25 protein-coding genes are annotated in these 25,514 nt (G+C 42.2%); 9 read left to right on the forward strand and 16 right to left on the reverse strand.

Features of this window, described 5'->3' with window-relative positions:
• The first annotated feature begins 616 nt into the window (after positions 1–616).
• The 4 genes from L2740_RS17925 (at position 617) to L2740_RS17940 (ending at position 4,058) form a co-directional block, all read left to right on the forward strand.
• Positions 617–1,450: a CvfB family protein gene (locus L2740_RS17925; RefSeq protein WP_248951433.1), complete on the forward strand. Its 834-nt coding sequence runs from the start codon at positions 617–619 to the stop codon at positions 1,448–1,450.
• A 119-nt stretch (positions 1,451–1,569) separates the two neighbouring features.
• Complete coding sequence (locus L2740_RS17930) at positions 1,570–2,226, forward strand: YceH family protein (RefSeq protein ID WP_248951434.1); 657 nt, start codon at positions 1,570–1,572, stop codon at positions 2,224–2,226.
• Positions 2,227–2,325: 99 nt separating this feature from the next.
• A complete protein-coding gene (locus L2740_RS17935; RefSeq protein ID WP_420833544.1) occupies positions 2,326–3,162 on the forward strand; it encodes an ABC transporter permease in 837 nt (278 codons plus the stop codon).
• Positions 3,159–4,058, forward strand: a complete 900-nt coding sequence (locus L2740_RS17940) for an ABC transporter ATP-binding protein (protein ID WP_248951435.1) — start codon at positions 3,159–3,161, stop codon at positions 4,056–4,058. The genes L2740_RS17935 and L2740_RS17940 overlap by 4 nt, the downstream gene beginning before the upstream one ends.
• 322 nt (positions 4,059–4,380) lie before the next feature.
• Here L2740_RS17940 and L2740_RS17945 read toward each other — a convergent pair whose 3' ends face one another.
• Both L2740_RS17945 and rlmA read right to left on the reverse strand, forming a co-directional pair.
• A complete protein-coding gene (locus L2740_RS17945) occupies positions 4,381–4,587 on the reverse strand; it encodes a cold-shock protein (protein ID WP_011865413.1) in 207 nt (68 codons plus the stop codon).
• Between the two features lie 303 nt (positions 4,588–4,890).
• Complete coding sequence (rlmA, locus tag L2740_RS17950) at positions 4,891–5,697, reverse strand: 23S rRNA (guanine(745)-N(1))-methyltransferase (protein ID WP_248951436.1); 807 nt, start codon at positions 5,695–5,697, stop codon at positions 4,891–4,893.
• A gap of 373 nt (positions 5,698–6,070) precedes the next feature.
• Here rlmA and sbcB point away from each other — a divergent pair, with 373 nt between their 5' ends.
• The gene (sbcB, locus tag L2740_RS17955) at positions 6,071–7,483 is read left to right on the forward strand and encodes an exodeoxyribonuclease I (protein WP_248951437.1); all 1,413 of its coding nucleotides are present in this window, start codon (positions 6,071–6,073) and stop codon (positions 7,481–7,483) included.
• Between the two features lie 97 nt (positions 7,484–7,580).
• Complete coding sequence (gene cdd / locus L2740_RS17960) at positions 7,581–8,471, forward strand: cytidine deaminase (protein WP_248951438.1); 891 nt, start codon at positions 7,581–7,583, stop codon at positions 8,469–8,471.
• Between the two features lie 150 nt (positions 8,472–8,621).
• Here the strand turns inward: cdd and L2740_RS17965 are convergent, their stop codons facing one another.
• The 12 genes from L2740_RS17965 to L2740_RS18020 form a co-directional block, all read right to left on the reverse strand.
• The gene (locus tag L2740_RS17965; protein WP_248951439.1) at positions 8,622–9,497 is read right to left on the reverse strand and encodes an NAD(P)-dependent oxidoreductase; all 876 of its coding nucleotides are present in this window, start codon (positions 9,495–9,497) and stop codon (positions 8,622–8,624) included.
• Between the two features lie 140 nt (positions 9,498–9,637).
• Positions 9,638–10,135: an acyl-CoA thioesterase gene (locus tag L2740_RS17970; RefSeq protein WP_248951440.1), complete on the reverse strand. Its 498-nt coding sequence runs from the start codon at positions 10,133–10,135 to the stop codon at positions 9,638–9,640.
• Positions 10,136–10,200: 65 nt separating this feature from the next.
• Entirely contained in the window at positions 10,201–10,569 is a 369-nt protein-coding gene (locus tag L2740_RS17975) for a hypothetical protein (RefSeq protein ID WP_248951441.1), read from the reverse strand.
• Between the two features lie 240 nt (positions 10,570–10,809).
• Positions 10,810–12,048 carry a beta-ketoacyl-ACP synthase II gene (gene fabF, locus L2740_RS17980; protein ID WP_248951442.1) on the reverse strand — a complete coding sequence of 413 codons (1,239 nt, stop codon included), beginning with the start codon at positions 12,046–12,048 and terminating at the stop codon, positions 10,810–10,812.
• 242 nt (positions 12,049–12,290) lie between these two features.
• Positions 12,291–12,524 (reverse strand): acyl carrier protein, encoded by a 234-nt coding sequence (gene acpP / locus L2740_RS17985; protein ID WP_011496723.1) that lies wholly within the window; start codon positions 12,522–12,524, stop codon positions 12,291–12,293.
• 159 nt (positions 12,525–12,683) lie between these two features.
• On the reverse strand, positions 12,684–13,430 hold the full coding sequence (gene fabG / locus L2740_RS17990) for a 3-oxoacyl-ACP reductase FabG (protein WP_248951443.1): 747 nt from the start codon (positions 13,428–13,430) through the stop codon (positions 12,684–12,686).
• Positions 13,431–13,439: 9 nt separating this feature from the next.
• A complete protein-coding gene (gene fabD, locus L2740_RS17995; RefSeq protein ID WP_248951444.1) occupies positions 13,440–14,366 on the reverse strand; it encodes an ACP S-malonyltransferase in 927 nt (308 codons plus the stop codon).
• A gap of 53 nt (positions 14,367–14,419) precedes the next feature.
• Complete coding sequence (locus L2740_RS18000; protein ID WP_248951445.1) at positions 14,420–15,379, reverse strand: beta-ketoacyl-ACP synthase III; 960 nt, start codon at positions 15,377–15,379, stop codon at positions 14,420–14,422.
• 10 nt (positions 15,380–15,389) lie between these two features.
• Positions 15,390–16,418, reverse strand: coding sequence for a phosphate acyltransferase PlsX (gene plsX, locus L2740_RS18005; RefSeq protein WP_248951446.1), 1,029 nt, complete (start codon positions 16,416–16,418; stop codon positions 15,390–15,392).
• Positions 16,419–16,433: 15 nt separating this feature from the next.
• Positions 16,434–16,604: a 50S ribosomal protein L32 gene (gene rpmF, locus L2740_RS18010; RefSeq protein WP_020913118.1), complete on the reverse strand. Its 171-nt coding sequence runs from the start codon at positions 16,602–16,604 to the stop codon at positions 16,434–16,436.
• A gap of 17 nt (positions 16,605–16,621) precedes the next feature.
• Positions 16,622–17,146, reverse strand: coding sequence for a 23S rRNA accumulation protein YceD (gene yceD, locus L2740_RS18015; protein WP_220767556.1), 525 nt, complete (start codon positions 17,144–17,146; stop codon positions 16,622–16,624).
• A gap of 315 nt (positions 17,147–17,461) precedes the next feature.
• A complete protein-coding gene (locus L2740_RS18020) occupies positions 17,462–17,662 on the reverse strand; it encodes a hypothetical protein (protein WP_248951447.1) in 201 nt (66 codons plus the stop codon).
• A gap of 331 nt (positions 17,663–17,993) precedes the next feature.
• On the opposite strand from L2740_RS18020, the gene L2740_RS18025 reads away from it, so the two are divergent.
• Positions 17,994–18,575 (forward strand): Maf family protein, encoded by a 582-nt coding sequence (locus tag L2740_RS18025; protein WP_248951448.1) that lies wholly within the window; start codon positions 17,994–17,996, stop codon positions 18,573–18,575.
• A gap of 226 nt (positions 18,576–18,801) precedes the next feature.
• Positions 18,802–20,166 (forward strand): sensor domain-containing diguanylate cyclase, encoded by a 1,365-nt coding sequence (locus L2740_RS18030; RefSeq protein ID WP_248951449.1) that lies wholly within the window; start codon positions 18,802–18,804, stop codon positions 20,164–20,166.
• 381 nt (positions 20,167–20,547) lie between these two features.
• On the opposite strand, the gene L2740_RS18035 is transcribed toward L2740_RS18030, so the two are convergent.
• Positions 20,548–21,195: an HAD-IA family hydrolase gene (locus L2740_RS18035; protein ID WP_248951450.1), complete on the reverse strand. Its 648-nt coding sequence runs from the start codon at positions 21,193–21,195 to the stop codon at positions 20,548–20,550.
• Complete coding sequence (rluC, locus tag L2740_RS18040) at positions 21,192–22,151, reverse strand: 23S rRNA pseudouridine(955/2504/2580) synthase RluC (RefSeq protein WP_248470612.1); 960 nt, start codon at positions 22,149–22,151, stop codon at positions 21,192–21,194. Before rluC ends, L2740_RS18035 begins: the two co-directional genes overlap by 4 nt.
• Before the next feature lie 598 nt (positions 22,152–22,749).
• On the opposite strand from rluC, the gene rne reads away from it, so the two are divergent.
• Positions 22,750–25,514: ribonuclease E (gene rne, locus L2740_RS18045; RefSeq protein ID WP_248951451.1), on the forward strand; the 2,765-nt coding region annotated here is incomplete at its 3' end.

The raw sequence follows: 25,514 nt of genomic DNA on the forward strand, positions 1-25,514 counted from the left end.
CTGTCTATTCTATTCAAATAAGTTGCTGGTGCCTTATTGGCTCATCAACTTGCGAATGTTTAAATCAGATACGCTCTGATTTAGCTACAAAAGTACAAACTATCTTCAATTAATACTCAAAAACACATCTCGTGTCGACCGATGGAGTACTAACTTTCTAAAAAGGCCTTAACAAATCAAAGGCACTTTAATTTTCATGGTAACGAAAAAAGCCATGCCTTTAAACCTAGCATGTAAAACCAAATCCATAAAAATCTAATTTGTAACTTCAACGATTGCTTAACCGCAGTACGGTGTATTCACTCAAGAATAAGCCTACAAACGAAACACTTTTCTCTCGGAATTTTTTGCGGCGCAATTAAACCTTGAGACTCAGCAGATTGCAATACAAATTAGTCCTCAAAAGGTCAATTAATCGCGAATTAATTATCACCTTATAATAGGGTGATAACAATCCGTACTCATTATCCCTAAAAACGTGATAACTCCCGCCTTTTACTTACAGAAAAATGCAGGCTTTTGCGCATTAGTTTCAAAGGGCTAAAGCATATTGAAATGTTTTCCACTATAATCGCAGCTGAAATCAAACGTTACTGTTTTAAAAGTAGAGAACATCATGATCCAGATAGGTAAAACCTGTAAGCTCGAAGTCGTCAAACAAGTTGATTTTGGTGTCTATTTAGACGCTAAAGAGATGGGCCAGGTCCTCCTTCCTCGCAAAGCCGTTCCAAAAGAATGCCAAGTCGGAGATATGGTTAATGTGTTTCTTTACTTAGATTCAGAAGACATGATCATTGCAACGACTCGCAGACCATACGCACAAGTAGGCCAATTTGCTTATTTAGAAGCAAAAGAAAATGGTCCTTACGGTGCCTTTTTAGATTGGGGCTTAGAAAAAGACTTACTATTGCCTTTTGGTGAGCAACACCGAGACATCGAGGTGGGTAAATCTTATTTAGTTTACATCTATACTAGCCATGTTGATGACCGTATCGTTGCTTCATCTAAAGTGGAAAAGTTCCTTGATTTAACTGAACCAAAGTTCCGTACTGACGAAGAAGTTAACTTAATCATTGGTGGCTCGACGGATCTTGGCTACAAAGCTATTATCAATAATACCCACTGGGGCGTACTCTATAAAAATGAGGTTTACACTCGTTTAAGCTTTGGTCAAAAGCTAAAAGGTTTTATTAAACGCGTACGTACAGATGGCAAAATTGATCTTATTTTACAAAAAGGTGCTAAAGAAGAGCTTGATAAGCACTCAGTGACTATCATGATCAAACTTAAACAGGCGGGCGGTTTTTTACCTCTTAATGATAAAACCGATGCTGAAGTCATTTACTCGCAATTGTCTATGAGTAAAAAAGCGTTCAAAAAGAGTATTGGCGGCCTTTATAAGAGTAAGCAAATTACTATCTCACCAGACGGGATCCGTCTAGAAGATTAAATAAAATAAGGATATTGCTTACAAACCAAGCAATTACCTTAAGATGTCCCCTAAAGCTTCTTTGCAATAAAGCATGGCTCTGTTATAACAAAGTCATGCTTTTTTATTAAGAGGTTAATATGGAACTCACTCCACTCGAAGCGCGTGTTATTGGTGTACTCCTTGAAAAAGAGATCACAACTCCAGAGCAATATCCCCTTTCTCTCAACAGTTTAACCTCTGGCTGCAATCAAAAAACCAGCCGCGAGCCCGTGCTAAGCCTGAGCGAATCAGACGTTCAAAACACCTTAGATAGTCTTGCTAAAAAGCGACTTATCTCCGAGCAATCTGGCTTTGGAAGCCGGGTAGTAAAATACAAACACCGATTCTGCAATACCGAATTTAGTGACTTACAACTGAAATCAGATGAGCTGGCGATTATTTGTTTATTACTACTTAGAGGACCACAAACCCCGGGAGAGTTAAGAACGCGAAGCAATCGCTTACATGAGTTTAAAGATGTCGCCGAAGCAGAAGCAAGCTTACAACACCTACAACAACGTGAATCACCTCTGGTTATGTTGCTCGCCAAAGAGCCAGGTAAACGTGAAGCGCGCTATCGTCAATTATTCACCCCTATTGCAGATGACGAACTGCAAGCCCCTACTGCACAAGTTGCCTCGGCGACTGCTAGCAATCATCAATCTAACGATAGTCAAGAACTAGCATTAAGGGTTGAAATATTAGAGCAAGAAGTTGCTGAACTAAAAGCTCAACTTCAACAGCTTCTTGAATAATTAATTATTCCTAATGTTCATTCGCAGGTTTAGGTTAACGCCAAGCTAAAAACGGTGTTAACCTAGTTGCACTTAATCATTCAATCGTAAGGGATTAGTTTGGAAAATAACCCTCAAACTAATAGCATGATCAAAAACACGCTATTAATCGCTCAATTTGAAGTCAAAAAAATGCTGCTTAACCCAAGAGGTTTAATTGCTCTGATAGCATTTTCGATGGTTTGGCTACTGATTTTACTTTATCCCATTAGCGGTGCATCAAGCTTTTTGGTCAATCCTGACTTTCAGGCAGTGATCGAAGGTATATTTGGCACAGATGCCGTAAGTGAACTGTTTAAATGGCCAGTAGCAGAACTTGCAGTATATTGGATTGCAGCGCTCTATCTGTTCCCTTTATTTTGTATTTTCGTTTCCGCAGATCAATTTGCCACTGATAGGTCTCGCGGTACATTTCGCTTTTTAACCTTAAGAGTTGGCAGAGACAGCTTATTCTTTGGTCGTTTTATTGGCCATATGGCACTACAAAGCCTACTGCTAAGTCTTACTGTTATTGCTACCATTTTGCTCGCAGCTAGCAGAGAGCCAAGTTTATTTTTACCAGCGTTATATTCAGGCTTAATTGTTACCCTGAATTTAATTATTGTTTTGTTACCATACACAGCGCTAATGGCAATCTTATCGCTTTACGCTAGCTCAGCTCGCCAAGCAACTATCTACGCGATTTTAGTTTGGGCTGCGATGTCGATAAGCATTGCCATCATTAATAACTACTTACCTATTATTAGTGAACTTAAGTGGGTATTACCCGGCTCACAGATCTCAATGATGATTAACACACAAGGTCTACAAAGCTTTATCTACACGCCTATCGCACTCATTCAAGCCGCTGTTCTTCTTGTTTTAGGTAAAGTGTATATTAATAGGAGCGCGCTATGAGTTTAGTAATTTGCAAAGGGTTATCTAAATCTTATGGCGATAAACAGGCGTTAAAGCAGGTTGATATTACGCTTAATGCTGGCAGCCCTATCGCATTAGTAGGGCCAAATGGCGCAGGTAAAACAACCTTATTTAGTCTGCTATGTGGCTATATAAGCCCTACGTCAGGTGATGTAAGTTTGTTTGGCCACAAGCCTGGCTCTGCAGCATTACTTGGACGTATTGCATCTTTACCTCAAGATGCCGCATTAGATCCAAACTTAGATATTATCAGCCAACTCAGCTTTTTTGCGACCCTGCAAGGTTACAGCAATAAAGCTGCTAAAGCTGAAGCATTGCGTGTTCTCGGTTTGGTTGATCTCGTCGATAGTGCTAAGCAAAAGCCTAAAGCACTAAGCCATGGTATGGCTAAGCGAGTATCAATTGCGCAAGCCTTAATTGGCTCACCTGAACTTGTATTGCTCGATGAGCCTACAGCAGGGTTAGATCCAGCCAACGCCAAGAAAATTCGTGAGCTAGTAAAGTCTTTATCAGGTAACACCACGTTTATCATTAGCTCACATAATTTAGATGAGCTTGAAAAACTGTGTGATCAGGTGCTTTATTTAGAGCATGGGCAATTACGGCATTCAGTCTCAATGAATGAATCGCAGCATGAAGACTATCTCACCCTAACCATGCAACATTGTGATCCCCAAGCCTTAATCGAAGCAGTGCTTAACTTAGCTGATATCAGCTCTATTGAAGAACGTCAAAGCAACCAGTTTTTAATTAAACATAATAGCGAACAAGTATATGCAATTGAAATTGCATTACTTAACCTATTAAAAGATAAAAACTGGCAATATAAAGCAATATTGAAAGGGAGAACGTTGGAAGAAAAGCTCTTCTCTTAAGTTTTACATCGGCATTATTCAATATAAAAACGGCGCACATAGCGCCGTTTTTTATGCTTATTTTATTTCAGTAAACCCAATTAGGGCTAATACCAATCAGTATAAGAATTTCATCAACTCAGAAGTAGGCAGGCAAAACAGATTAAATAGAGGTATGAGTAGAAGCAGCAACAAGCTTGTAGGCTAGGTAAAACTAACACTTTAGCTGACAAACTGATATTACTAGCAATTATTTACCGAAATCAAAACGAAAAAAGAGCCGTAGTAAACTACGGCTCTTCGAAATTCTGTGTGATTAGCTAGTGCTAATCAAGCTGGTAACTTAGATAACAGTTACGTTCTCAGCTTGTGGGCCTTTTTGACCTTGAGTAACAGTAAACTGAACTTTTTGACCTTCGTCAAGAGTTTTGAAACCGTCAGAGTTGATAGCGCGGAAGTGTACGAATACGTCTGGACCAGACTCTTGCTCGATAAATCCGAAACCTTTATCAGAGTTGAACCACTTAACAACGCCAGTAACTTGAGACATAATATTGAATCCTGTAAATATAAATTAAAGCCTTAACGGCGGTAAAGCTGGAAAATGCCGGTTTACTTAATGTTAACAGGACGAACATTGTCGTATTGAACACATAAAAATAAGCCTAACCTTCAAGCTGCAAACACTATAAACCATTCTCATCATAAGTCAACACACATTCGTATCGGAATTTAGGGTGTTTTTACTTATATTTCTACAGCTTGCTAATTGGATCAAAAAATACACTTATACAAACTCACAGTTAACACTCACAACCGCTTAAAAAACAACCATCAAGCTGCAGCCTTAGATTTACTGGGCTCTAAAGACTTCCACTTTAAAATCTAACTCACAACTAAAACCTGATTTAGCCAATACTAATTTTTGTTGTTCTGTTAATTTCCAGTTATAGGGAGTCATCTTTAAAAAATTACTAATATCGACCGGATCCGTTAACGATAGCTGTTGTAAAATACGCTCTTGATGGATGAGTTCAAAGCCCTCTATTTTAGAAGAAGCCTCTGTATGCTCTTTAGGATTATCATATATCAGCTCTTTTAATGCGAAATGATGACGAGGACCCGCACAAACAGTGATAAGAATCCCCCCAGACTTAATCACACGCTTTAATTCCACATCTAAAGACGGCGCATAAATTCTCAACATAAAGTCAAAACTGTTATCTGGGAACGGCATATCAAAAGCACTAGCGACACTAAATGCAATTTTAGGGTAACGCTTAGCAGCATACTTAAGAGCTGACTTACTAATATCAACCCCATAAAGCGCAAAACCGGGTGGCAAGCTTTCAACTAAACGGTTTGAGTAGTATCCTTCGCCACAACCAATATCTAAGCCATACTCTGGATCATTTGCATATTCATTCGCTAGTAAATTAACTTTATCACTTAATACTTGGTAATAACCTTTATTCAGAAACTCTCGTCTCGCCAGCATCATCTCTTTGTTGTCACCTGGGTCATTTGACTTCTTTTTCTGTACAGGCAACAAGTTAACGTAGCCTTCTTTTGCACAGTCAAATCTATGATTGGCAGGACAACACCAAGTTTTGTCTTCTTTAGATAACGCCTGCTGGCATAAAGGGCAACGGTAGATCATTTATACATCTCCAAAAGGCTAAAACTTGAAGTTTGCACTAATCAATAGCACACATAGGGATAGCCGGATAATAATCTGTTCGCTGACAGTAAAAGCAATGCAGCAAACAGCATAAGCAAAGGACCTAATTCATGACTCATCATTTAGAGGATCTAAGCCAATAAAGTCGACAATTGTCTTAAGAAAATGATGCTTGTCGTAATGAGTCGAAAAAGGATGGCTATTCTACTGCGCCCATCTATTTTGATCCAGCGGATAAAACTGCTGCAAACTCCAGCAAAGTACTTGAGTTGTATTAAGGAAACTAGGACATTTAAACCGTGTCGGTGCTATGATGACTGCAATTATTGCTCGTGATAGCCTTTAAAATTATATGTCGACAAATAACCACCCCACCCTCTTCTGGCACGATTATGAAACCTTTGGTGCTAATCCAGCCAAAGACCGCCCTTCACAGTTTGCAGGCGTTCGCACCGATATGGACCTTAATATCATCGGTGAGCCTGAAACCTTTTACTGTAAAGTGGCCAATGACTATCTTCCCTCTCCTGAAGCGATTCTAATTACTGGTATCACTCCGCAACTTGCTAACCTTAAAGGTATGCCTGAAGCTGAGTTCATGAACAGAATTAACGGGTTATTTAGCCAGCCTAAAACCTGTGTGGTGGGTTATAACTCACTGCGTTTTGATGATGAAGTGTCACGCTATGGTTTTTATCGCAATTTTATCGACCCTTATGCCCGTGAGTGGCAAAACGGTAATAGCCGCTGGGACATTATTGATCTGGTACGTGCTTGTTATGCATTTAGACCTGAAGGCATTAATTGGCCAGAGAAAGAAGATGGCTCCCCTAGCTTTAAGCTAGAGCAACTGACAGTTGCCAATGGTTTAAGCCATGAAAAAGCGCACGATGCGATGTCAGATGTGTACGCGACTATCGATATGGCTAAGTTAATCAAGAATGTGCAGCCAAAACTATTCGACTATTACTTTAGCCTTAGACAAAAACAGGCAGTTTCTAAACTGATTGACGTATTAGAGATGAAGCCACTTGTGCATGTAAGCTCCAAGATCAGTGCGCTAAATGGTTGTACAACCCTTATTGCCCCCGTTGCCTATCACTCTACCAATAAAAATGCGGTTATTTGCGTTAACCTTGCTATGGACGTTGCGCCATTATTGGAACTGAGCGTCGAAGAAATTCGTGAGCGCATGTATACCCGTCGCAGCGACTTAGCGCCTGATGAGTTACCTATCGGTATTAAGCAGATCCATATCAATAAGAGTCCATTTATTGCTGGTGCAAAAACGTTAACCGATGAAAACGCTGCTAGACTCGATATTGATAAGGACTTTGCCCGTGAGCAATATAAAATACTCAAGCAACATCCAGAGCTTAGAGAAAAGCTTGTTGCTGTATTTGATGTTGAGCATGAGTCAAAAAGTATAGATCCTGATCAGGCGCTATATAGCGGCGGTTTTTTCAGTTCGGCAGACAAAGCCAAGATTGAAATCATCCGTAATACGCAGCCAAGTAATCTTGCTGCACTTGATCTTGAATTCGACGACGAACGTCTTGCAGAAATGCTGTATCGATACCGTGCACGTAACTACCCAGAAACCTTAGATGATGCAGAGCAGTATCGCTGGCGAGAATTTTGTCAAACCAGACTCAATGATCCTGACTATATTATTCGCTTAGAAAACTTAATTGAAGAAACTGAACAAGATGACAATAAACAGAAGCTCTTACAGGCACTGTGTCATTACCTTAGAAGTCTTTAGCAATCGTTATACAGTAAATGCGACAAACACCTCATTCTGTATGTAACAAGCTTACTAGAATGATATTCCATTAGCGTTAACTAAAAGGAAATAGCATATGCAAGACAGATTTTTAAAAAGCATAGCTAAGTTACCTGAGTCACTAGCTACGGCAGTTGTGCCATTGCTTGATAAAGATTTTGCCGGCCATATCGATGCTCAACAATTAACAGAGCTTCAGGCCCAAACCCAAATGGAGCTTAATGAGTTATTACTTGCTTTACTCCCTATCGCGGCAGCACTAGCAAGACCGCCAATTAGCGAATTCCATGTCGGCGCTATTGCAAAGGGTAAAAGCGGCGATATTTATATGGGCGCGAACATTGAGCTACCTGGTGAAGCACTGTTTCATTCTGTTCATGCCGAGCAAAGCGCTATTAGCCATGCATGGCTCAGTGGTGAGACCATTATTGAAGACATTATTGTTAATGCCTCGCCATGTGGTCATTGTCGTCAATTTATCAACGAACTGGTTGAAGGTAGTAAAGTAAACATACATTTACCATCGCAAGACACTGCGCCGCTTTCACATTATCTTCCTTATGCATTTGGCCCAAGCGATCTTAATATCTCTGCACCGCTACTGAGTAAGCAGCAACATAATTTAATCTTAGACTCGAACGATCCTATGATTATCGAGGCCTTAGATCACGCTAGTTTAAGTTATGCGCCTTACACTAAAAACTTTGCAGCTGTTGTGCTAGAAACCAAAGATGGTGCGACCTATTGCGGACGCTACGCTGAAAACGCAGCGTTTAATCCATCGATGCAGCCAATGCAAATGGCGCTATCAACTATGTCTCGCCATAACAGAGACTTTAGTGAGATTAATCGCGCAGTGTTAATTGAGTCTTCAAAAGGTGTTGTATCGCTTGTTGGCGCAGCTATGGATGCACTACATAGCGTTGCACCGATTGAACTTGAGCATATTGTTGCTGAGCCTGAATAGGCTAAGCGAGCAATTAAACATACTAAAAAAGGACCTATTAAGGTCCTTTTTCCTTGGCTAAATTCACGCTGATTTAGCTTAACTTGATTTAATTTTGCTTAAATGAGATTGGTTTAATTTTTCTAAATGGCGAAAATATAATTGTTAATCTCAGCCACGATTTTTCTCAAGCTTGGCAAGTAAACTTGATGTATCCCAGCGCGAACCACCAATTGCCTGTACTTCAGAGTAAAACTGATCGACCAAAGCAGTTAGCGGCAAATGTGAGCCATTGCGGCGCGCCTCTTCAAGTGCTATTCCTAAATCTTTACGCATCCAATCAACGGCAAAACCTAAGTTATATTCGCCCTGCCACATTGTTTGATAGCGGTTTTCCATCTGCCATGACTGCGCAGCGCCTTTGCTTATCACTTCAACCACTTTCTCACCATCAAGGCCTGCGCTACGTGCAAAATGGAGCCCTTCTGATAGCCCTTGTACTACGCCAGCAATACAAATCTGGTTAACCATTTTAGTTAACTGGCCAGCTCCTACTTCTCCAAGTAACTCGACGCATCTCGCGTAAGCATCAATAACAGGTTTGGCTCTATCGAATGTAACTTGATCGCCACCGGCCATAACCGTTAGCACTCCGTTTTCAGCGCCTGCTTGACCGCCTGACACTGGAGCGTCCATAAACCCGATATCAAGAGCATTGGCAGCCACAGCAATTTCACGAGCAACATCAGCTGACGCGGTGGTGTGATCGACCAAAATAGTGCCCGCTTGCATACCGGCTAATACCCCGGTATCACCAAGCGTGACTTGTCGTATATCGTCATCGTTACCGACGCACATAAATACGATGTCTTGGCCTTGTGCAGCAGCTTTAGGGGTAATTTCATAACGACCGTCATACTCGCTAGCCCATTGTTTGGCTTTACTTTCAGTCCGGTTATAAACGGTAACTTGATGACCATGTTTAACGAGATGCCCTGCCATGGGGTAGCCCATAACACCTAGTCCTATAAATGCAACTTTAGCCATTATTCGTCCTATTGTAGAAATTGTAGGGAGAGGTATTTTTAGATTTAGCTTATTTTAAAGACTCACCACAAAAAGAACAGTACAAAGCGGATAATAAAAAAGCTAGCACATGGCTAGCTTTAATTGTCACATTGACGAAATTAGTCTTGTAATGAAGGCTGTAGATCTACATGGGCCTGCATTTCAGCACCAATTCGTTTCCGCATTTCCATCAACCTAATTGCAGATTTTCGCAGTTCGACATCGGCAGGTAATTGCGGTTTCCAATCGGGCACCGCTGTGGGTGTGCCTTCATCATCAACCGCCACCATAACTAACACACAGTGCGTGGTCAGGTGTCTATCTTGATCCTTAGGATCACCGGCTTTTACATCAACACCAAGATGCATTGATGTGCGACCGGTATAAATTACCTTCGCGGTAACTTCTACAATATTACCGACATGAATAGGTTTAACAAAACGAATACCGCCAGCATAAGCTGTAATGCAATACTTACCACTCCAGCCAGCAGCGCAAGCATATCCGGCTAAATCGATCCACTTCATCACGGCGCCGCCGTGTACTTTACCGCCAAAATTAACATCTGCAGGCTCTGCAAGGAATCTTAATGTTAATTGTCTTTCTAAACCGGCCATATTGGACCTCAATACATTTACTGACTATTGAGTATCTTACGCCAAATTCTTTATATCAGCACCTTTTAGCCAAACTGACCGACTAAAAAGCTACCACCTAAAACCATAGGTAATGCCAAACGGTAAACCCATAGTTGCGATGCCATTCCAAAGTACTTACCACCGTTAAACAGCGTATAAGCGGCTATACCTGCTAAAAATAAGCCCATGACCTCAATACCTGCAATAACACTATTAGCGTTACTGACATCAATGGCAGTAATTAACAACGCGAACCAAACAATGCTAAAGGCGGCGACTGCTGCATTGAAGGTTTTTACGCCCAATTGCAGCTCTGGTAAACGCGCTGACGATTCACCGCGTATAAGTTCATTAATATTTGCAGTGATGATGCCTAAAATTGGCATAATTGGAATAACAATTGGATTTAGCACTTTCGTGTCCCTTAGGTAAGATCTACATTGAGCTCATCGCTTGAGCTTATGCCCGCAGTATCTGCCTAAAGATCTATATTTTCTAGCGCCTTTTCAACAGATTAACTAAGGTTAATCTTGACGTTATGCAGTTTTAATATTTGCCGGAAATAGTGTGAACTTGTTCATAATTTTACTTTGTTATTGCCAATAAAAAAGCGCCTTGCGGCGCTTTAAAATCAGTGTAGCTAACTGAGCTGGTTATACTTTTTTGAAAAGTAACGAGCCGTTAGTACCACCAAAACCAAATGAGTTACAAAGACCATAGTCAAATTTGTAATCACGAGCAGTGTGCGGCACAAAGTCCAAATCACAGCCTTCATCTGGATTATCTAAGTTCAGTGTTGGTGGAATAACCTGATCTTTTAGTGCAAGGATGGTAATAATTGCTTCAACTGAACCAGCTGCACCTAACAAGTGACCCGTCATTGACTTAGTTGAACTCACCAATAGATCATAAGCGTGGTCGCCAAATACTGACTTAACCGCTGCGGCTTCAGCTTTATCGCCAGCAGGAGTTGATGTACCGTGAGCATTGATATAACCAATCTGTTCACGACCAACTTTAGCGTCATTAATCGCATTAACCATTGCCGCAGCTGCGCCAGCGCCATCACTTGGTGGTGACGTCATATGGAATGCATCACCGCTCATACCAAAGCCTACAAGCTCAGCATAGATAGTCGCGCCACGTGCTTTAGCATGCTCGTACTCTTCTACGACCATCACACCTGCGCCATCGCCAATAACAAAACCATCACGGTCTTTATCCCATGGGCGGCTTGCCGCTTCTGGATCGTCATTACGAGTTGATAGTGCTTTAGCAGAACCAAAGCCGCCAACGGCTAATGGACAAGTCACATCTTCAGCGCCGCCGGCAATCATAACATCAGCATCGCCATAAGCGATTGTACGCGCCGCAAAGCCAATGTTATGCACACCTGTAGTACAAGCAGTAGTGACAGCAAAATTTGGACCTGTCATGCCGTATTTAATCGACAAGTGGCCAGCAATCATATTGATAATGGTACTAGGTACAAAAAATGGTGAGATCTTACGTGGTCCGCCCTTAAGCATAGCCGAATGGTTTTGCTCAATTAGCGGCATGCCGCCCATACCGGCGCCAATTGCAGTTCCCACACGCGCAGGATCAAGCTTATCCATTTCAAGACCTGAGTCTTCTACAGCTTGAATCCCCGCGGCCATACCGTATTGAATAAACAAATCCATTTTACGGGCATCTTTGCGAGACATGTATTGCTCGACATCAAAATCTTTTACAGAGCCACTAATACGGGTTGTGAATTCACTCGCATCAAATTTAGTTATCGGCGCGATACCACTCTTGCCTGAAACCAGTGCTTTCCAAGAAGAATCGACTGTATTTCCCACTGGGCTCACTAAACCTAAGCCCGTTATGACTACTCGACGTTTAGACACGCGGTCACCTTTTTACTTTCAAAATGAATAACGATGATAGCTGCAAAGAGATTGAACTACCAATACCTATCCCGCTACAACAAATACAAGGGTTGCAATGGGGAGTTGCCAGTTCTGGTTGGAGTAATACTTATCTAGGTCAATAAGTATTGAGGAAGCGAAGCTTGAAACAATAAGTCAACCAGCGGCTTTACAAACAAAAACAGGCGGCAAAAATGCCGCCTGTTTTCAAGAATTCTAGATTACTGATTCTTAGAAACGTAATCGATCGCTGCTTGAACAGTAGTGATCTTTTCAGCTTCTTCATCAGGGATCTCGGTGTCAAACTCTTCTTCTAGAGCCATAACCAACTCAACAGTGTCTAGAGAATCCGCACCTAAATCGTCAACGAAAGATGCTGCTGATTTAACGTCTTCTTCTTTAACACCTAGTTGCTCGATGATGATTTTCTTTACACGTTCTTCGATGTTGCTCATTAGTTTTCTTTCCTATTCAAATTACGCACTTGCGCAAGATTGCGAGTAGTTTATTGAATTTGGCAGACATTGCAAGCTTAACTTTCGTGGTCTAACCACAATCAAGCCTGCAGTTGATGCAGATCACCCCAAGTAGGCGGTAACAGCCTGCCGTTCCCTTTAAACCATGTACATGCCGCCGTTCACGTGAAGAGTTTCTCCAGTGATGTAAGCAGCAGAGTCTGACGCTAAAAAGAGGACTGCGTTAGCAATTTCCTGCGCCTGACCAAGCCTTTCCATTGGCACCTGAGACATAATAGCTTTTTGCTGGTCTTCCGTCAGCTCATCTGTCATGTCAGTCTGGATAAATCCAGGAGCAATAGCATTAACTGTAATTTGACGAGATGCAACCTCTCTTGCAAGAGATTTTGTAAATCCGATCAAACCAGCTTTAGCTGCAGAGTAGTTAGTTTGCCCTGCATTGCCCATTGTGCCTACAACAGAGCCAATATTGATGATGCGCCCATTACGCTTTTTCATCATCGGTCTCATTACCGCTTTTGAGGTGCGGAACAAAGATGTTAGGTTGGTATCTAGGATATCATTCCATTCATTATCTTTCATTCGCATTAACAAATTGTCACGAGTAATACCGGCGTTATTGACTAAAATATCAACATCGCCCGCTTTTTCTTTAATCGTTTCAAACAAGGCTTTTACTGAGTCGCCATCAGTCACGTTTAAAACAAGACCATGACCTTTGTCGCCTAAATAAGCTTGAATCGCTTCTGCACCGCGCTCACTTGTTGCAGTGCCAATAACCACTGCACCAGCTGAAACTAAGGTTTCTGCAACTGCACGGCCAATACCGCGGCTAGCGCCGGTGACTAGAGCAACTTTACCCGTTAGATCAAAACTAATACTCATTAAATTTCCTTATGCGGTCAATGCCGTTAATGATGCTTCATCGTTTACAGCTTGCGCTGAAAGTGAGCGATTAATGCGTTTTGTTAGACCAGTTAATACTTTACCCGGTCCAATTTCAAACAAATTAGTCGTACCGTTTGACGCCATTAGCTCAACTGTTTCTGACCAGCGAACTGGGCAGTATAATTGGCGAACTAGTGCATCTTTAATCTCGTCAGCCGATGTTGGGCTTGCTACATCAACATTGTTAATCACTTTTACAGTAGGCGTATCAAAAGTGATATCTGCTAATGCTTCAGCAAGTTTATCAGCAGCTGGCTTCATTAATTGGCAATGTGACGGCACGCTTACTGGTAATGCAACAGCCATTTTAGCGCCGTTAGCTTTACATAAAGCGGCAGCACGCTCAACAGCGGCTTTTTCACCTGCGATAACAACTTGACCTGGGCTATTGTAGTTAACAGGGCTAACTACAGCGCCTTCTGCGGCCTCAAGACATGCTTTAGCAATCGCGTCATTATCTAAACCAATAATGGCAAACATTGCGCCTGTTCCGGCAGGAACAGCTTGTTGCATTAATTGACCACGCAGTTCAACAAGTTTAATTGCCGCTTCAAAATCAATCACGCCAGCACAAACTAATGCTGAGTACTCACCTAAGCTATGGCCAGCCATAACGCTTGGTGCAGCTTTGCCTGATGCTAAATATGCGCGGTAAATGGCTACACTTGCAGCTAATAAAGCAGGCTGAGTCTTGTCAGTTTCGTTTAATGTTTCAACCGGCCCTTCTTGAACCAATTGCCATAAATCGTAACCTAATACACTGCTTGCCTGAGCAAAGGTTTCACCGATAACTGCTTGTGACTGCGCAAGTTCGGCCAACATACCTAATGCTTGCGAACCTTGCCCTGGGAATACAAAAGCCGTATTTTCCATATTTATCTACCTTTAAATCCGCGTCTACTTATTAAAATAAATTCGAACGTTAATTAAAAACGAACTAAAGCACTTCCCCAGGCAAATCCTGCGCCGAAGGCTTCAAGTAATAATAATTGGCCACGCTTAATACGTCCGTCTCTAACCGCTTCATCGAGCGCAATTGGCACTGAAGCTGCGGACGTATTACCGTGTTTAGCAAGCGTTAATACCACCTTATCTAAGCTCATATCTAGCTTTTTGGCAGTCGCTTTAATAATTCTAAAGTTTGCTTGATGCGGCACTAGCCAGTCGATTTCTGACTTGTCGACATTGTTATGGCGCAGAGTTTCGGTGACCACATGAGATAGCTGAGTCACGGCAACTTTAAATACATCATTGCCTTTCATGGTCATATAACCAACAGCTTCTGATGTTTCACCTTTACGCGGTGGGATCGAGCACTTTAACAAATCGCCTTGACGGCCATCAGCAAAGATATGCGTAGAGATAATGCCTGGCTCTTCAGAGCGACCAACGACTGCTGCACCAGCACCGTCACCAAATAAAATAATGGTTGAGCGATCTTCTGGCTCACATAAACGTGACAACACGTCGGCGCCAATCACAAGTACATTTCTTGCCGCGCCAGATTTAACGTATTGATCAGCTACAGATAAGGCATACACAAAGCCTGAACACGCGGCTGCAATATCAAAAGCAGGAATAGTGTGGATACCGAGCATGGCTTGTATTTCACATGCCGCAGCAGGAAATGCATTGCTCGCACTTGTGGTACCACAAACAATCATGTCAATTTCAGATGCGTCAATGCCAGCCATTTCAATGGCTTTAAGCGCAGCTTGGTATCCCATAGTGGCAACAGTTTCATCTGCTGCAGCGATTCGACGTTCAGAAATACCAGTACGTTCTACGATCCATTGATCAGTGGTTTCAACCATCTTTTCAAGATCAAGATTACTGCGCACTTGCACGGGTAGATAACTACCAGTACCAAGAATTTTTGTATGCATAAGGAATTTATCAGCTATTAATGTCTAAAAGAATCGACTCAAGACGATCTTCAATCATCTGTGGGAGTCGACGTTGTGCTTCGGTTACTGCCAAACTAATTGCTTGTAAAAAAGCAGCTTCGTCTGCACACCCATGACTTTTTACTACAATTCCGCGCAATCCTATCAGACTTGCACCATTATAGTGGTCGGGGTTCATCTGATTTAACAAGGAACGTATACGTGGCGCGATGATTTTTGAGAGAATACGCACAAAAAAGCCTTGGCTTAGGCCCTTTTTTAGCTGATGCACTAATAAACGTGCAATACCCTCTGAGGTTTTCAAAGTGATATTTCCAACAAAACCATCACAAACAATCACATCTACGTTGCCAGAGTAAATCTCATCACCCTCAATAAACCCGGTATAGTTTATTTGAGGAATTTGTTGCAGTAGTTGACCAGCTTGTTGAACCTGATCATTACCTTTAATCTCTTCGATGCCCACATTAAGTAAAGCGACCTTTGGCGCGACCGTTTTATCGACTGTTTCGCAGAGCACCGAACCCATTACTGCAAATTGAAATAAGGTTTCGGAGTCACAAGAAACGTTAGCCCCTAAGTCTAGTAGATAAACTGGGGTATTATTTACCGCGGGTAAACAACTCACAAGCGCAGGTCGGTCAATGCCCGGTAATGTTTTAAGCAGCACTTTGGACATAGCCATTAATGCGCCTGTATTACCAGCACTTAAGCAAGCTTGGGCTTTGCCATCACGCACTAGCTCTATGGCTAAACGCATTGAACTTTGCTTGCGATTTCTTAAGGCGTGCACGGGCCGATCAGACATAGTAACCACTTCGGTCGTATGTTTAATCTCAATTCGGCTTTTTAATGCCGTTTCGGCAGATGCTAAATGTTCGTCTATTTGGGTTTTATCGCCCACTAGTACGATTTTTAGGAGGGGGTTTAAGCGAAGTGCCTGCAAAGTTGCAGGCACTGTGATGCGGGGACCAAAGTCGCCCCCCATCGCATCTAACGCAAGCGTCAGATTTGTCATAAGGGTCTCAACAAATTACTTGTTGATAACCTTTTGACCACGGTAGAAACCGTCCGCAGTCACGTTGTGACGACGGTGAAGTTCACCACTCGTTGCATCCACAGATAATTGAGCTGTGCTCAAAGAATCGTGTGAACGACGCATACCGCGCTTAGAACGAGATTTTTTATTCTGTTGTACAGCCATTGGCCCTGTCTCCTAGATTACTTGCTCTTCAGTTTTTCTAACACTGCAAACGGATTTGGACGCTCCTCTTGAGCGGGTTCGATCTCGCCTACAACTATGTCTTGCTTACCTAGATGACAATCTTCATTCTCATGCATGGCAATCAAAGGCATAGCAATTATCAATTCATCTTCAATCAATTGATGTAGACGAATTTCGCCAATTTCATTGCACTCAATAGGCTCATACGCATCCGGGAGCTCATCGATTTCAGCTTCAGTCTTACAAAGTCCAAAACTAAACTCGACCGTAACCTCAGTGGTAAATAGTGTCATACAACGTTGACAATCCAGAGTGAGCTCCGTCACAGCCTTCCCGTTAAGGTAGACTATCCCCTGTATATCTACGCCGCATTCAAGCGACACTGCCACGTCAGAACAGTCGCCGGCACATAATTCATTTAATCGCTTTAACTGCTTACCAGGCACCATGCCTTCATATGAAATCTGGCTACTGGCAGCGCGAACGGGATCAATTGAAACCGGTATCTTTACTGTTTGCATAAGGCGCGCATATTACCGTGAAATTCCACAAAGTCAATACCCTCATATGATTGCATTAAATTATTGCTTACTTCATCGGCTAAGTGAGTTGTTAGGTGGCCGCATTATATAAGAAAGGCAGCCGTCATGACATTAATTTTCACGTACAAAATAGTCTAAGTGTTCGTAAAAGCATCGGCTTAATCACTACTTTAGAATTAATCTGCACTATTGCAGCACCAGCCAACAGATTAACTCCATGATTAAAGATAGACCATTTACCCAATTGAGCCCGCTTTTACTGCTTGATTGGCTATTAGAGACAAGAGCTAGGGGTTAAGTTGACTTATGACTAGTCTCTTTTATTCCCGACGCCCAATGCACAACAACATGATCGAGTTTTGCGATAACTTCTCGAGCTAATGCCCCGAGTACCATTGCAGCTATTATCGTCGGATAAAAAGGACGACTAACATCACCGCTTAAATGCACCACAACCGACAACATAATAATAATGGCTAACCATAACTTGAACATAGATAACTCCTGTTGCAAAACTAACATGCACAAATACAAAACTGGTGGCGTGTAATATAGGTTCAAGATAATGCAATTAGCTGTACTGCCGCTTAACATGTCACCATTATATCAATTTAAGCGGCTAAACGATGTAATTTGCCACTAAGTCTCAACCTAGCTCTTATTTAGTAGCAAAGAGTAATAGCAAAGGACTCACAGCTCTCTTGCAAGCTTTGCGCTTATTGCGCGTTTTAGCGATAATTAGCAGCGTTTTTTAAACTCAGCCCATCAAAGGCTATAAATAATGGTATTTAAGCCAAGCTAACCATAAACCGATAAGGCCTATTTCATGTCTGCTCAGATTGTACTTGCATCTACCTCTCCTTTTAGACAACAACTTCTTAAAAAGCTTCAGCTGCCATTTACCTGTTGCTCCCCTGAAGTCGATGAAACAGCCTTAGATAATGAGTCACCAACACAATTAGTGCTACGTCTAGCCAATAGTAAAGCTGCCGCTGGTCTTGAGCAGCATCCAGAGTCGCTCGTCATTGGTTCTGATCAAGTTGCTGTTATTGATGGCAAGATAATAGGGAAGCCATTAAATCGCGAGACGGCAATTAAACAATTAACCGCAGCAAGTGGCAAAGCAATCACCTTTTACACAGGGCTAGCACTACACAACGGCGCAACCGGGCAACAAGATGACATTGTCGAGCCTTTTGTGGTGCATTTTCGCACATTGACCAATAAACAGATCTGTAACTACGTTGATATGGAGCAGCCTTTTTACTGCGCAGGTAGCTTTAAAAGCGAAGGGCTTGGCATTGCACTATTTGAAAAACTTGAGGGTAAAGATCCAAATACCTTAATCGGCTTACCGTTAATTTCATTGATTGATTTGCTAAATAGCCAAGGAGTAGCTGTTATCTAGCATCCATGTTAGCTCCTCAGAGTAGGAGCTAACCATCACAATCAAACGAGCCATTAAGCAAAAAACAAAATAACCAGCAGATTAGTGCTTACTCAACTAAAATTAGCCTAACAAATTTGGGGCTACGGCCACCTGTGACAGTCAACGGGAGTATAAACCCCACGGCAAACAGACAATTAAAGCAAATCAATCAGTTTGCCGCTGACGTAACGGTTGAGAATGGACTATGACCAACATTGAGGAAGCGTTAGCGTTACTTGCTGCACCTTATACAGATGAACGCTTCTTTACCCGAGCACTAAGCGCATTAACTTTAGTGACCCAATGTCGTTGGGCGGGGTTTGCACGCCTCTCAGAGCGACCAGGATTTGGTGAAGTGATTGCTTTTTGTGACGGAAAAAAAAGCCTTCCCAGTTTTGAGTTTGAACTTAAGGGCTCTCCTTGCGAACAAGTTTATTGGCAAACTGAAAAGTGCCACCTTATTTTCAGTCACGATCTACAAAATCGGTTTCCAGACTTTCCACTACTTAAGTCTCTTGACGCTCATAGTTATCAAGCAGAGAAAATTGTAAATAATAGTGGCACAGTACTCGGACATATTTTCGTTTTAGACCAACTACCACAAACAGAAAATACCAAATCTAAAGAATTTTTCAGGTTATTGGCGCAACGTATTGGTGTTGAGTACCACCGTCACATATTGACTCAAGAATTAGTACAGCATCAGGAGATGATCACCAGCTCAGAGCAATACATGTCTTTTGTCGATACTCATTACATTTATAGAGTGGTTTCTAAAGGCTATGAGTCACTGTTTAACTTACCTCAAGAGCAGATAATCGGTAAAGCTGTGCCAGAGTTACACGGTCAGCCGGTGTTTGAGGGACAAATTAAACCGTTACTCGACAGATGTTTTTTAGGAGAGCAAATTAAAACCCAGGTATGGATCCATCCCCCCCATATCGAACAACCAATATTTCTCGATGTTCACCATAACCCCTATTATGACGGCAATGGTAAAATTAAGGGTGCTATCGTTTCAGCACACAACATTACTGAACTTGAGAATGCCAAAAGTAAAGTGGAGTTTTTAGCCAATCATGACAGCTTAACAGGGCTAGCAAATCGACGTTCGTTGTTTCAGCAATTTGAGCAATTACTTGCAGTAGAAAACGATAGCCCTAATAAGGTCGCCATTGCTTACATCGATATTGATGATTTCAAATCAATAAATGACAACTTCGGTCACCAGATCGGTGACTTAGTATTAAAAGAGGTTGCTAGACTCCTCACTAAAATCTGTGCTCAACACGATACCGTAGCCAGAATTGGCGGCGATGAATTTGTGCTGATCACAACATTTACTTGTGCACAAACAGGCCCAAGCGGCCAAAGCTTGATCCATCGATTACGGGAACAATTACAACAAGCGTTATGCACTTCATTAATTGTTGAAGGCAAACGTATTGATGTGAGCGCCAGTATCGGCTTACATCTAGTCACAGATACTTCAGCAGAGATCTCAGCGTTAATTAGTCATGCCGACAATGAGATGTTCAAATATAAGCAAAGTAACTGCGCTCAGCGTTAGACCTAAAACCTCAATAGTACATTTGCTAACTTGAATCTGGGCAACAAGCTGTGAACGAGCGATTAGCAAGCAACTCATACCCAAAGCGCAAACTGTTTAAGTATACCAACCGATATTAAAAGCTCTCTTATCAAAACATCTGTTATATAAAAGAGCCCTGCCATTGACTACATTCAAACTAAATTAACTCTCGCTGCCGGTCTGCATTAAACGACAAACACTATAACAACTCGTTCATTATTAACCTTACTATCTTATAGATAACAAAAAGGGCAATAACCTAGATTATTGCCCTTTAAAGATAACTTAACTCTGCGTTTTCAGCGCTAACACTCTTGTGCTGTGTTGAAAACCAAAACTAAATACCCGCTTTCGGTAAAGTTACCTGCAAATATTCAGTAGCTGAGTCGGATGATGAATAATCGCTTTTGGTTTTGCTTGCAGTAACCGAGATTCGCTATGCGCACCGTAACTCACGCCAACAGAATCAACACCAGCGTTATTCGCCATATTTAAGTCATGCAGCGAATCACCAACCATAAGTGCGTCAGCTGGCTTAACTTTTAGCTCTTCAAGCAGTTCAAGGATCATATCAGGATTTGGTTTACTCTTTGACTCATCAGCGCAGCGACTCGACTCAAAGTGGCGACCAAGGCCTGTTTCGTTAAGCACGCGATTTAAGCCATTACGGCCCTTACCTGTGGCGACAGCTAAACGGTAATCTCGAGCACTCAATTCAGTTAATAACTGCTCACAGCCTTCAAATAATGGGCTTGGCGTGGTGTTCAGTGTTAAGTAATGCTCTTTATACGAATTAACCATAGGTTTAAAGTCAGTAACTGGCATCAATGGATAAAGCGTCTTAAACGCTTCTTCCATAGAAAGACCAATAATATCTCTCACCGCTTGCTCTGATGGAATCTCTATCGACAGCGCGTTTGCCATCTGCTGCATGCAAGTCACAATTTTACTGACAGAATCCATTAGGGTTCCATCCCAGTCAAAAATGATTAATTCGTAAGGCTTCATACTTTCTTTAACTTCTTCAAGGTTGATTCGAGTATTGGGTCTAGTGGCGCTTTAACTTGCATCACTTCTTCCGTTTCTGGATGCGTAAACTTTAATTGCGCAGCATGCAGGAATAATCGATTTAATCCCTGTGCGCGCATTGAGTCATCAAACTTCTGTTCGCTGTATTTCTCATCGCAGGCAATGGGATGGCCCGCATACTGACAATGTACACGAATTTGGTGTGTTCGGCCGGTAACCGGGCTAGCCTGAACTAGCGTCGAGTCGCTGTAACGTTGCAAGATTTTATAACGCGTTTCAGACTCTTTACCTTCTTTATTAACTCGAACAATTCGCTCACCAGATTTAAGTGTCAGCTTTAACAGAGGCGCTTTAACCACTTTATCGTGAGCTTGCCACTCACCGCGTACAAGCGCGACATAGTCTTTCTGCATTTTCTTATATCTAAGTTGATCATGCAGGTGACGCAAGGCACTGCGTTTTTTAGCGATAAGTAACACGCCTGAGGTTTCTTTATCTAAACGGTGAACTAGCTCTAAGAACTTTTGCTGAGTTCGTAAAGAACGCATTGCTTCAATTACACCAAACTCAACACCGCTGCCACCATGAACTGCAATCCCTGAAGGCTTATTCAATACAATAAGGTATTTGTCTTCAAATAAGATCCGCTCTTCGAGTTGTGATACTTTAGTCAGTTTTGCTGATGGACCCGGACGCCCTTCACTTTCAGAAACTCGTACTGGAGGCACGCGTACCACATCGCCATCGGCCAATTTGTATTCTGGCTTAATACGTTTTTTGTTTACACGTACCTCGCCTTTACGCACGATCCTATAGATCATACTTTTAGGCACGCCTTTCAGTTTGGTTAAAAGAAAATTGTCGATACGTTGTCCAACGTGGTCCTCATCTATCGTGACCATTTGAACTTGTGCTTTTGGAGATGGAGTATTCATGCTGCGCCGTTATGTATTTCGTTGCTGAGCATTGTACAACAACTCAAAAGAATTGTGCCTTTCCATTTGCTGATTTTATCTATTATTGCTATATTTCCCACGCTATCGCTGGTGTTCCATGGATAAAGTATCCTGTAGTCAGCGTTGCATGACGTTACAGCATGAGACTAAAAATGTTTATGCTTTGATAGTAAATCATTGATTTACGGGTCGTTGTATCAATAAAAAGGCCACCAAATTGCCTTCACGACTAAATCAAAGCGCAAGCCCAACTTACAACTGGTTTCTCTGCTGAAAACGCCCCCAATTTCGAAGAATAATTTTAACTTGTCGTCAGACGCTACCATTTCGAATTGGCATTACCGGAAAGTATTTAAGAATTTATGGGGTTGGTTGGCATTTAACAACGAATTCCTTGTTTTTTGTAAACATAAAAAAATAAGCCATAAATAGGATGCGACACGCAGCGAATGCGTCTAACAGTTATGCGCACCTTGCCTAGAGACCAGCCGTGAGGCTTTGTATTGTAACCCTAGGCCCGTAATGCAGTGAAATTTGTATCGTTTGATGACCTTATATAAAGAAGAATTACGTCATCATGAAACGGATGTTAATCAATGCGACTCAATCTGAAGAGTTGCGCGTTGCCCTTGTTGATGGGCAACAACTATATGATTTGGATATTGAAAGCCCAGGTCATGAGCAAAAGAAAGCCAATATCTATAAAGGTACCATCACACGAGTCGAGCCGTCTTTAGAAGCGGCTTTCGTTGATTATGGTGCTGAACGTCACGGCTTCCTACCACTTAAAGAAATCGCTCGCGAATACTTTCCAAAAGGTTACTCATTCCAAGGCCGTCCTAGCATTAAGGAAGTGGTTAAAGAAGGCCAAGAAGTTATTATTCAAATTGATAAAGAGGAACGTGGCAATAAAGGTGCCGCGCTGACAACCTTTATCAGTCTTGCAGGTTCTTACCTAGTTCTAATGCCAAATAACCCTCGTGCTGGCGGTATTTCACGTCGTATCGAAGGTGATGAGCGTACAGAATTAAAAGCTGCGTTAGCAGAACTAGAAGTACCACAAGGCATGGGGCTTATTGTCCGTACAGCCGGTGTAGGTAAAGATCCAGCAGAGCTAAAGTGGGACTTAAAAGTACTACAACACCACTGGGCCGCAATTAAAGAAGCAGCAGAAAGTGCACCAGCGCCTTTCCTTATTCACCAAGAAAGTAACGTGATTGTTCGCGCAATTCGCGACTATTTACGTCGTGATGTTGGTGAGATTTTAATTGACCACCCACGCATTTATGAACAAGCAAAAGAGCACGTTTCGCTAGTACGTCCTGACTTTGTTGAGCGTATCAAGCGTTATGACGCTGAAGTGCCACTGTTTACTCATTACCAAATCGAAACTCAAATTGAGTCAGCTTTCCAACGTGAAGTACGTTTACCATCTGGTGGTTCAATTGTTATTGATCCAACAGAAGCACTGACATCTATCGATATTAACTCTGCCCGCGCAACAAAAGGCGGTGATATCGAAGAAACAGCGCTAAACACTAACTTAGAAGCAGCTGATGAAATTGCACGTCAATTACGTCTACGTGACTTAGGTGGTTTAGTCGTTATCGACTTTATCGACATGACGCCAGTACGTCATCAGCGTGAAGTTGAAAAACGTATGCAAGATGCCGTTCACCATGACCGTGCTCGCGTACAGTTAGGTCGTATTTCTCGCTTTGGTTTGATGGAAATGTCTCGCCAACGTCTACGTCCTTCTTTAGAAGAATCAGCAGCTCACTTATGTCCTCGTTGTCATGGCCAAGGCACCATTCGTGGTACTGAATCGCTAGCTCTTTCTATTCTTCGTCTAATGGAAGAAGAAGCGATTAAAGAGAATACCTCGCAAATTGAAGCTGTGGTGCCTGTTGATGTTGCAGCGTTCTTACTGAACGAAAAGCGTAAAGCGATTCGTATCACTGAAAAACGTCACAATGTTGAAGTGTATGTCATTCCAGATCCAAACATGACAACACCAGACTACCGCGTTGTTCGTCACCGTAAAGATGACGAAATTAGCGAATCAAGCTACAAGTTGTTAGAAAAAGAAGAATCTAAACTTTACGAACCACGTAAACTTGAAAGAGCAGCGTCACCTCAACCTGCACTTAAAGGATTCTCTACGCCTAAAAAAGCACTAGTAGAAGAAAGCAAACCAGCTGTCACTAAGAATGAAGAACCAGGCTTCTTCGCTAAAATTGCTGCTGCAATTAGCTCGCTATTTACTAGCAAAGAAGAGCCAAAAGTAGAGCCAAAGAAACAAGAGAAAGACAGCCGCAATCAAGGTCGTAATAACAACCGCCGTAATAACAGCAATCGTCGCAACGATAATCGTCGTAACCGCAACGATAACGCTGAGCAAACCAAAGATAAGCGCAAGAACAACCGTAACGACAATAATGACAACCGTTCTTCAGCTGAAGAAAACAACAAGCGTCAAGCTCGTAACGAAAAGCCGCGTAAAGACAATAAAGCTGACACAACTAACGAACAGCCTAAGCAAGAAGCTGCGCGTGAGCGTCGCCAACGTCGTAACATGCGCCGCAAAGTTCGCGTAAACAACGAACAGCAAGAAGAAGTTAAAGCCGATGCTGTTGCAACTGAAGCACAAGCACAAGCTAAGCCATCAAATGATGACAAGCCTGCAAAACCAAAGCGTCAACCACGTAAGCCAAAAGCAAAAGTGGAATCAACTGAAGCTGCGATAACTGAGCAAGTTGAAGTCGCTGTTGAAACTGCTACACCTGCAGTAGTTGAAACACCAAAAGCACCTGTTGCTGAAAAGGTTGAAGCGAAAGTTGAAACAGACACTAATGCTGAAACAAGCGAAGAAGCTATAGTATCAGAAGAAAACGCTCGTGAGCCACGTGATGGTCAACGTAGAAGCCGTCGTAGCCCGCGTCATTTACGTGCAGCAGGCCAACGTCGTCGTCGCGATGAAGATGCACAACAAAACGACCCAAATGCGACTCCAGCATTTGAGCCAAACGTTGTTGAAGACTTGTCTGACAATGCTGCTAAGCCTGTAGCAGAAGAAGTTCAAGCACCTGTTGTTGTGGTTGCAGAAACTTCTGTAGAGCCAATTGAAGTAGCATCAGTACAAATGCCAAAAGCAGAAGCTCCAGCTGTGACTGAAACTGCTGAAGTAAAAGTTGAAGCACCTGTTGTAACTGAAACTGCTGAAGTAAAAGTTGAAGCACCAGTTGTGACTGAAACTGCTGAAGTAAAAGCTGAAGCACCAGTTGTGACTGAAACTGCTGAAGTAAAAGCTGAAGCACCAGTTGTGACTGAAACTGCTGAAGT

The organism is Shewanella pneumatophori (genome assembly GCF_023283895.1).
GTDB classification, from domain to species: Bacteria; Pseudomonadota; Gammaproteobacteria; order Enterobacterales; family Shewanellaceae; genus Shewanella; species Shewanella pneumatophori.

Bases quoted from the DNA above. Each gene is read 5' to 3' on its own strand.
- fabG (WP_248951443.1), bottom strand. From the start codon at position 13,430: ATGAGTATTAGTTTTGATCTAACGGGTAAAGTTGCTCTAGTCACCGGC.
- L2740_RS18035 (WP_248951450.1), bottom strand. From the start codon at position 21,195: ATGAAGCCTTACGAATTAATCATTTTTGACTGGGATGGAACCCTAATG.
- L2740_RS17970 (WP_248951440.1), bottom strand. From the start codon at position 10,135: ATGGCCGGTTTAGAAAGACAATTAACATTAAGATTCCTTGCAGAGCCT.
- rpmF (WP_020913118.1), bottom strand. From the start codon at position 16,604: ATGGCTGTACAACAGAATAAAAAATCTCGTTCTAAGCGCGGTATGCGT.
- L2740_RS17930 (WP_248951434.1), top strand. From the start codon at position 1,570: ATGGAACTCACTCCACTCGAAGCGCGTGTTATTGGTGTACTCCTTGAA.
- L2740_RS17945 (WP_011865413.1), bottom strand. From the start codon at position 4,587: ATGTCTCAAGTTACTGGCGTTGTTAAGTGGTTCAACTCTGATAAAGGT.
- cdd (WP_248951438.1), top strand. From the start codon at position 7,581: ATGCAAGACAGATTTTTAAAAAGCATAGCTAAGTTACCTGAGTCACTA.
- plsX (WP_248951446.1), bottom strand. From the start codon at position 16,418: ATGACAAATCTGACGCTTGCGTTAGATGCGATGGGGGGCGACTTTGGT.
- L2740_RS18030 (WP_248951449.1), top strand. From the start codon at position 18,802: ATGACCAACATTGAGGAAGCGTTAGCGTTACTTGCTGCACCTTATACA.
- fabD (WP_248951444.1), bottom strand. From the start codon at position 14,366: ATGGAAAATACGGCTTTTGTATTCCCAGGGCAAGGTTCGCAAGCATTA.
- L2740_RS17965 (WP_248951439.1), bottom strand. From the start codon at position 9,497: ATGGCTAAAGTTGCATTTATAGGACTAGGTGTTATGGGCTACCCCATG.
- sbcB (WP_248951437.1), top strand. From the start codon at position 6,071: ATGTCGACAAATAACCACCCCACCCTCTTCTGGCACGATTATGAAACC.
- L2740_RS18020 (WP_248951447.1), bottom strand. From the start codon at position 17,662: ATGTTCAAGTTATGGTTAGCCATTATTATTATGTTGTCGGTTGTGGTG.
- L2740_RS17925 (WP_248951433.1), top strand. From the start codon at position 617: ATGATCCAGATAGGTAAAACCTGTAAGCTCGAAGTCGTCAAACAAGTT.
- L2740_RS17940 (WP_248951435.1), top strand. From the start codon at position 3,159: ATGAGTTTAGTAATTTGCAAAGGGTTATCTAAATCTTATGGCGATAAA.
- rlmA (WP_248951436.1), bottom strand. From the start codon at position 5,697: ATGATCTACCGTTGCCCTTTATGCCAGCAGGCGTTATCTAAAGAAGAC.
- yceD (WP_220767556.1), bottom strand. From the start codon at position 17,146: ATGCAAACAGTAAAGATACCGGTTTCAATTGATCCCGTTCGCGCTGCC.
- L2740_RS18000 (WP_248951445.1), bottom strand. From the start codon at position 15,379: ATGCATACAAAAATTCTTGGTACTGGTAGTTATCTACCCGTGCAAGTG.
- rluC (WP_248470612.1), bottom strand. From the start codon at position 22,151: ATGAATACTCCATCTCCAAAAGCACAAGTTCAAATGGTCACGATAGAT.
- L2740_RS18025 (WP_248951448.1), top strand. From the start codon at position 17,994: ATGTCTGCTCAGATTGTACTTGCATCTACCTCTCCTTTTAGACAACAA.
- acpP (WP_011496723.1), bottom strand. From the start codon at position 12,524: ATGAGCAACATCGAAGAACGTGTAAAGAAAATCATCATCGAGCAACTA.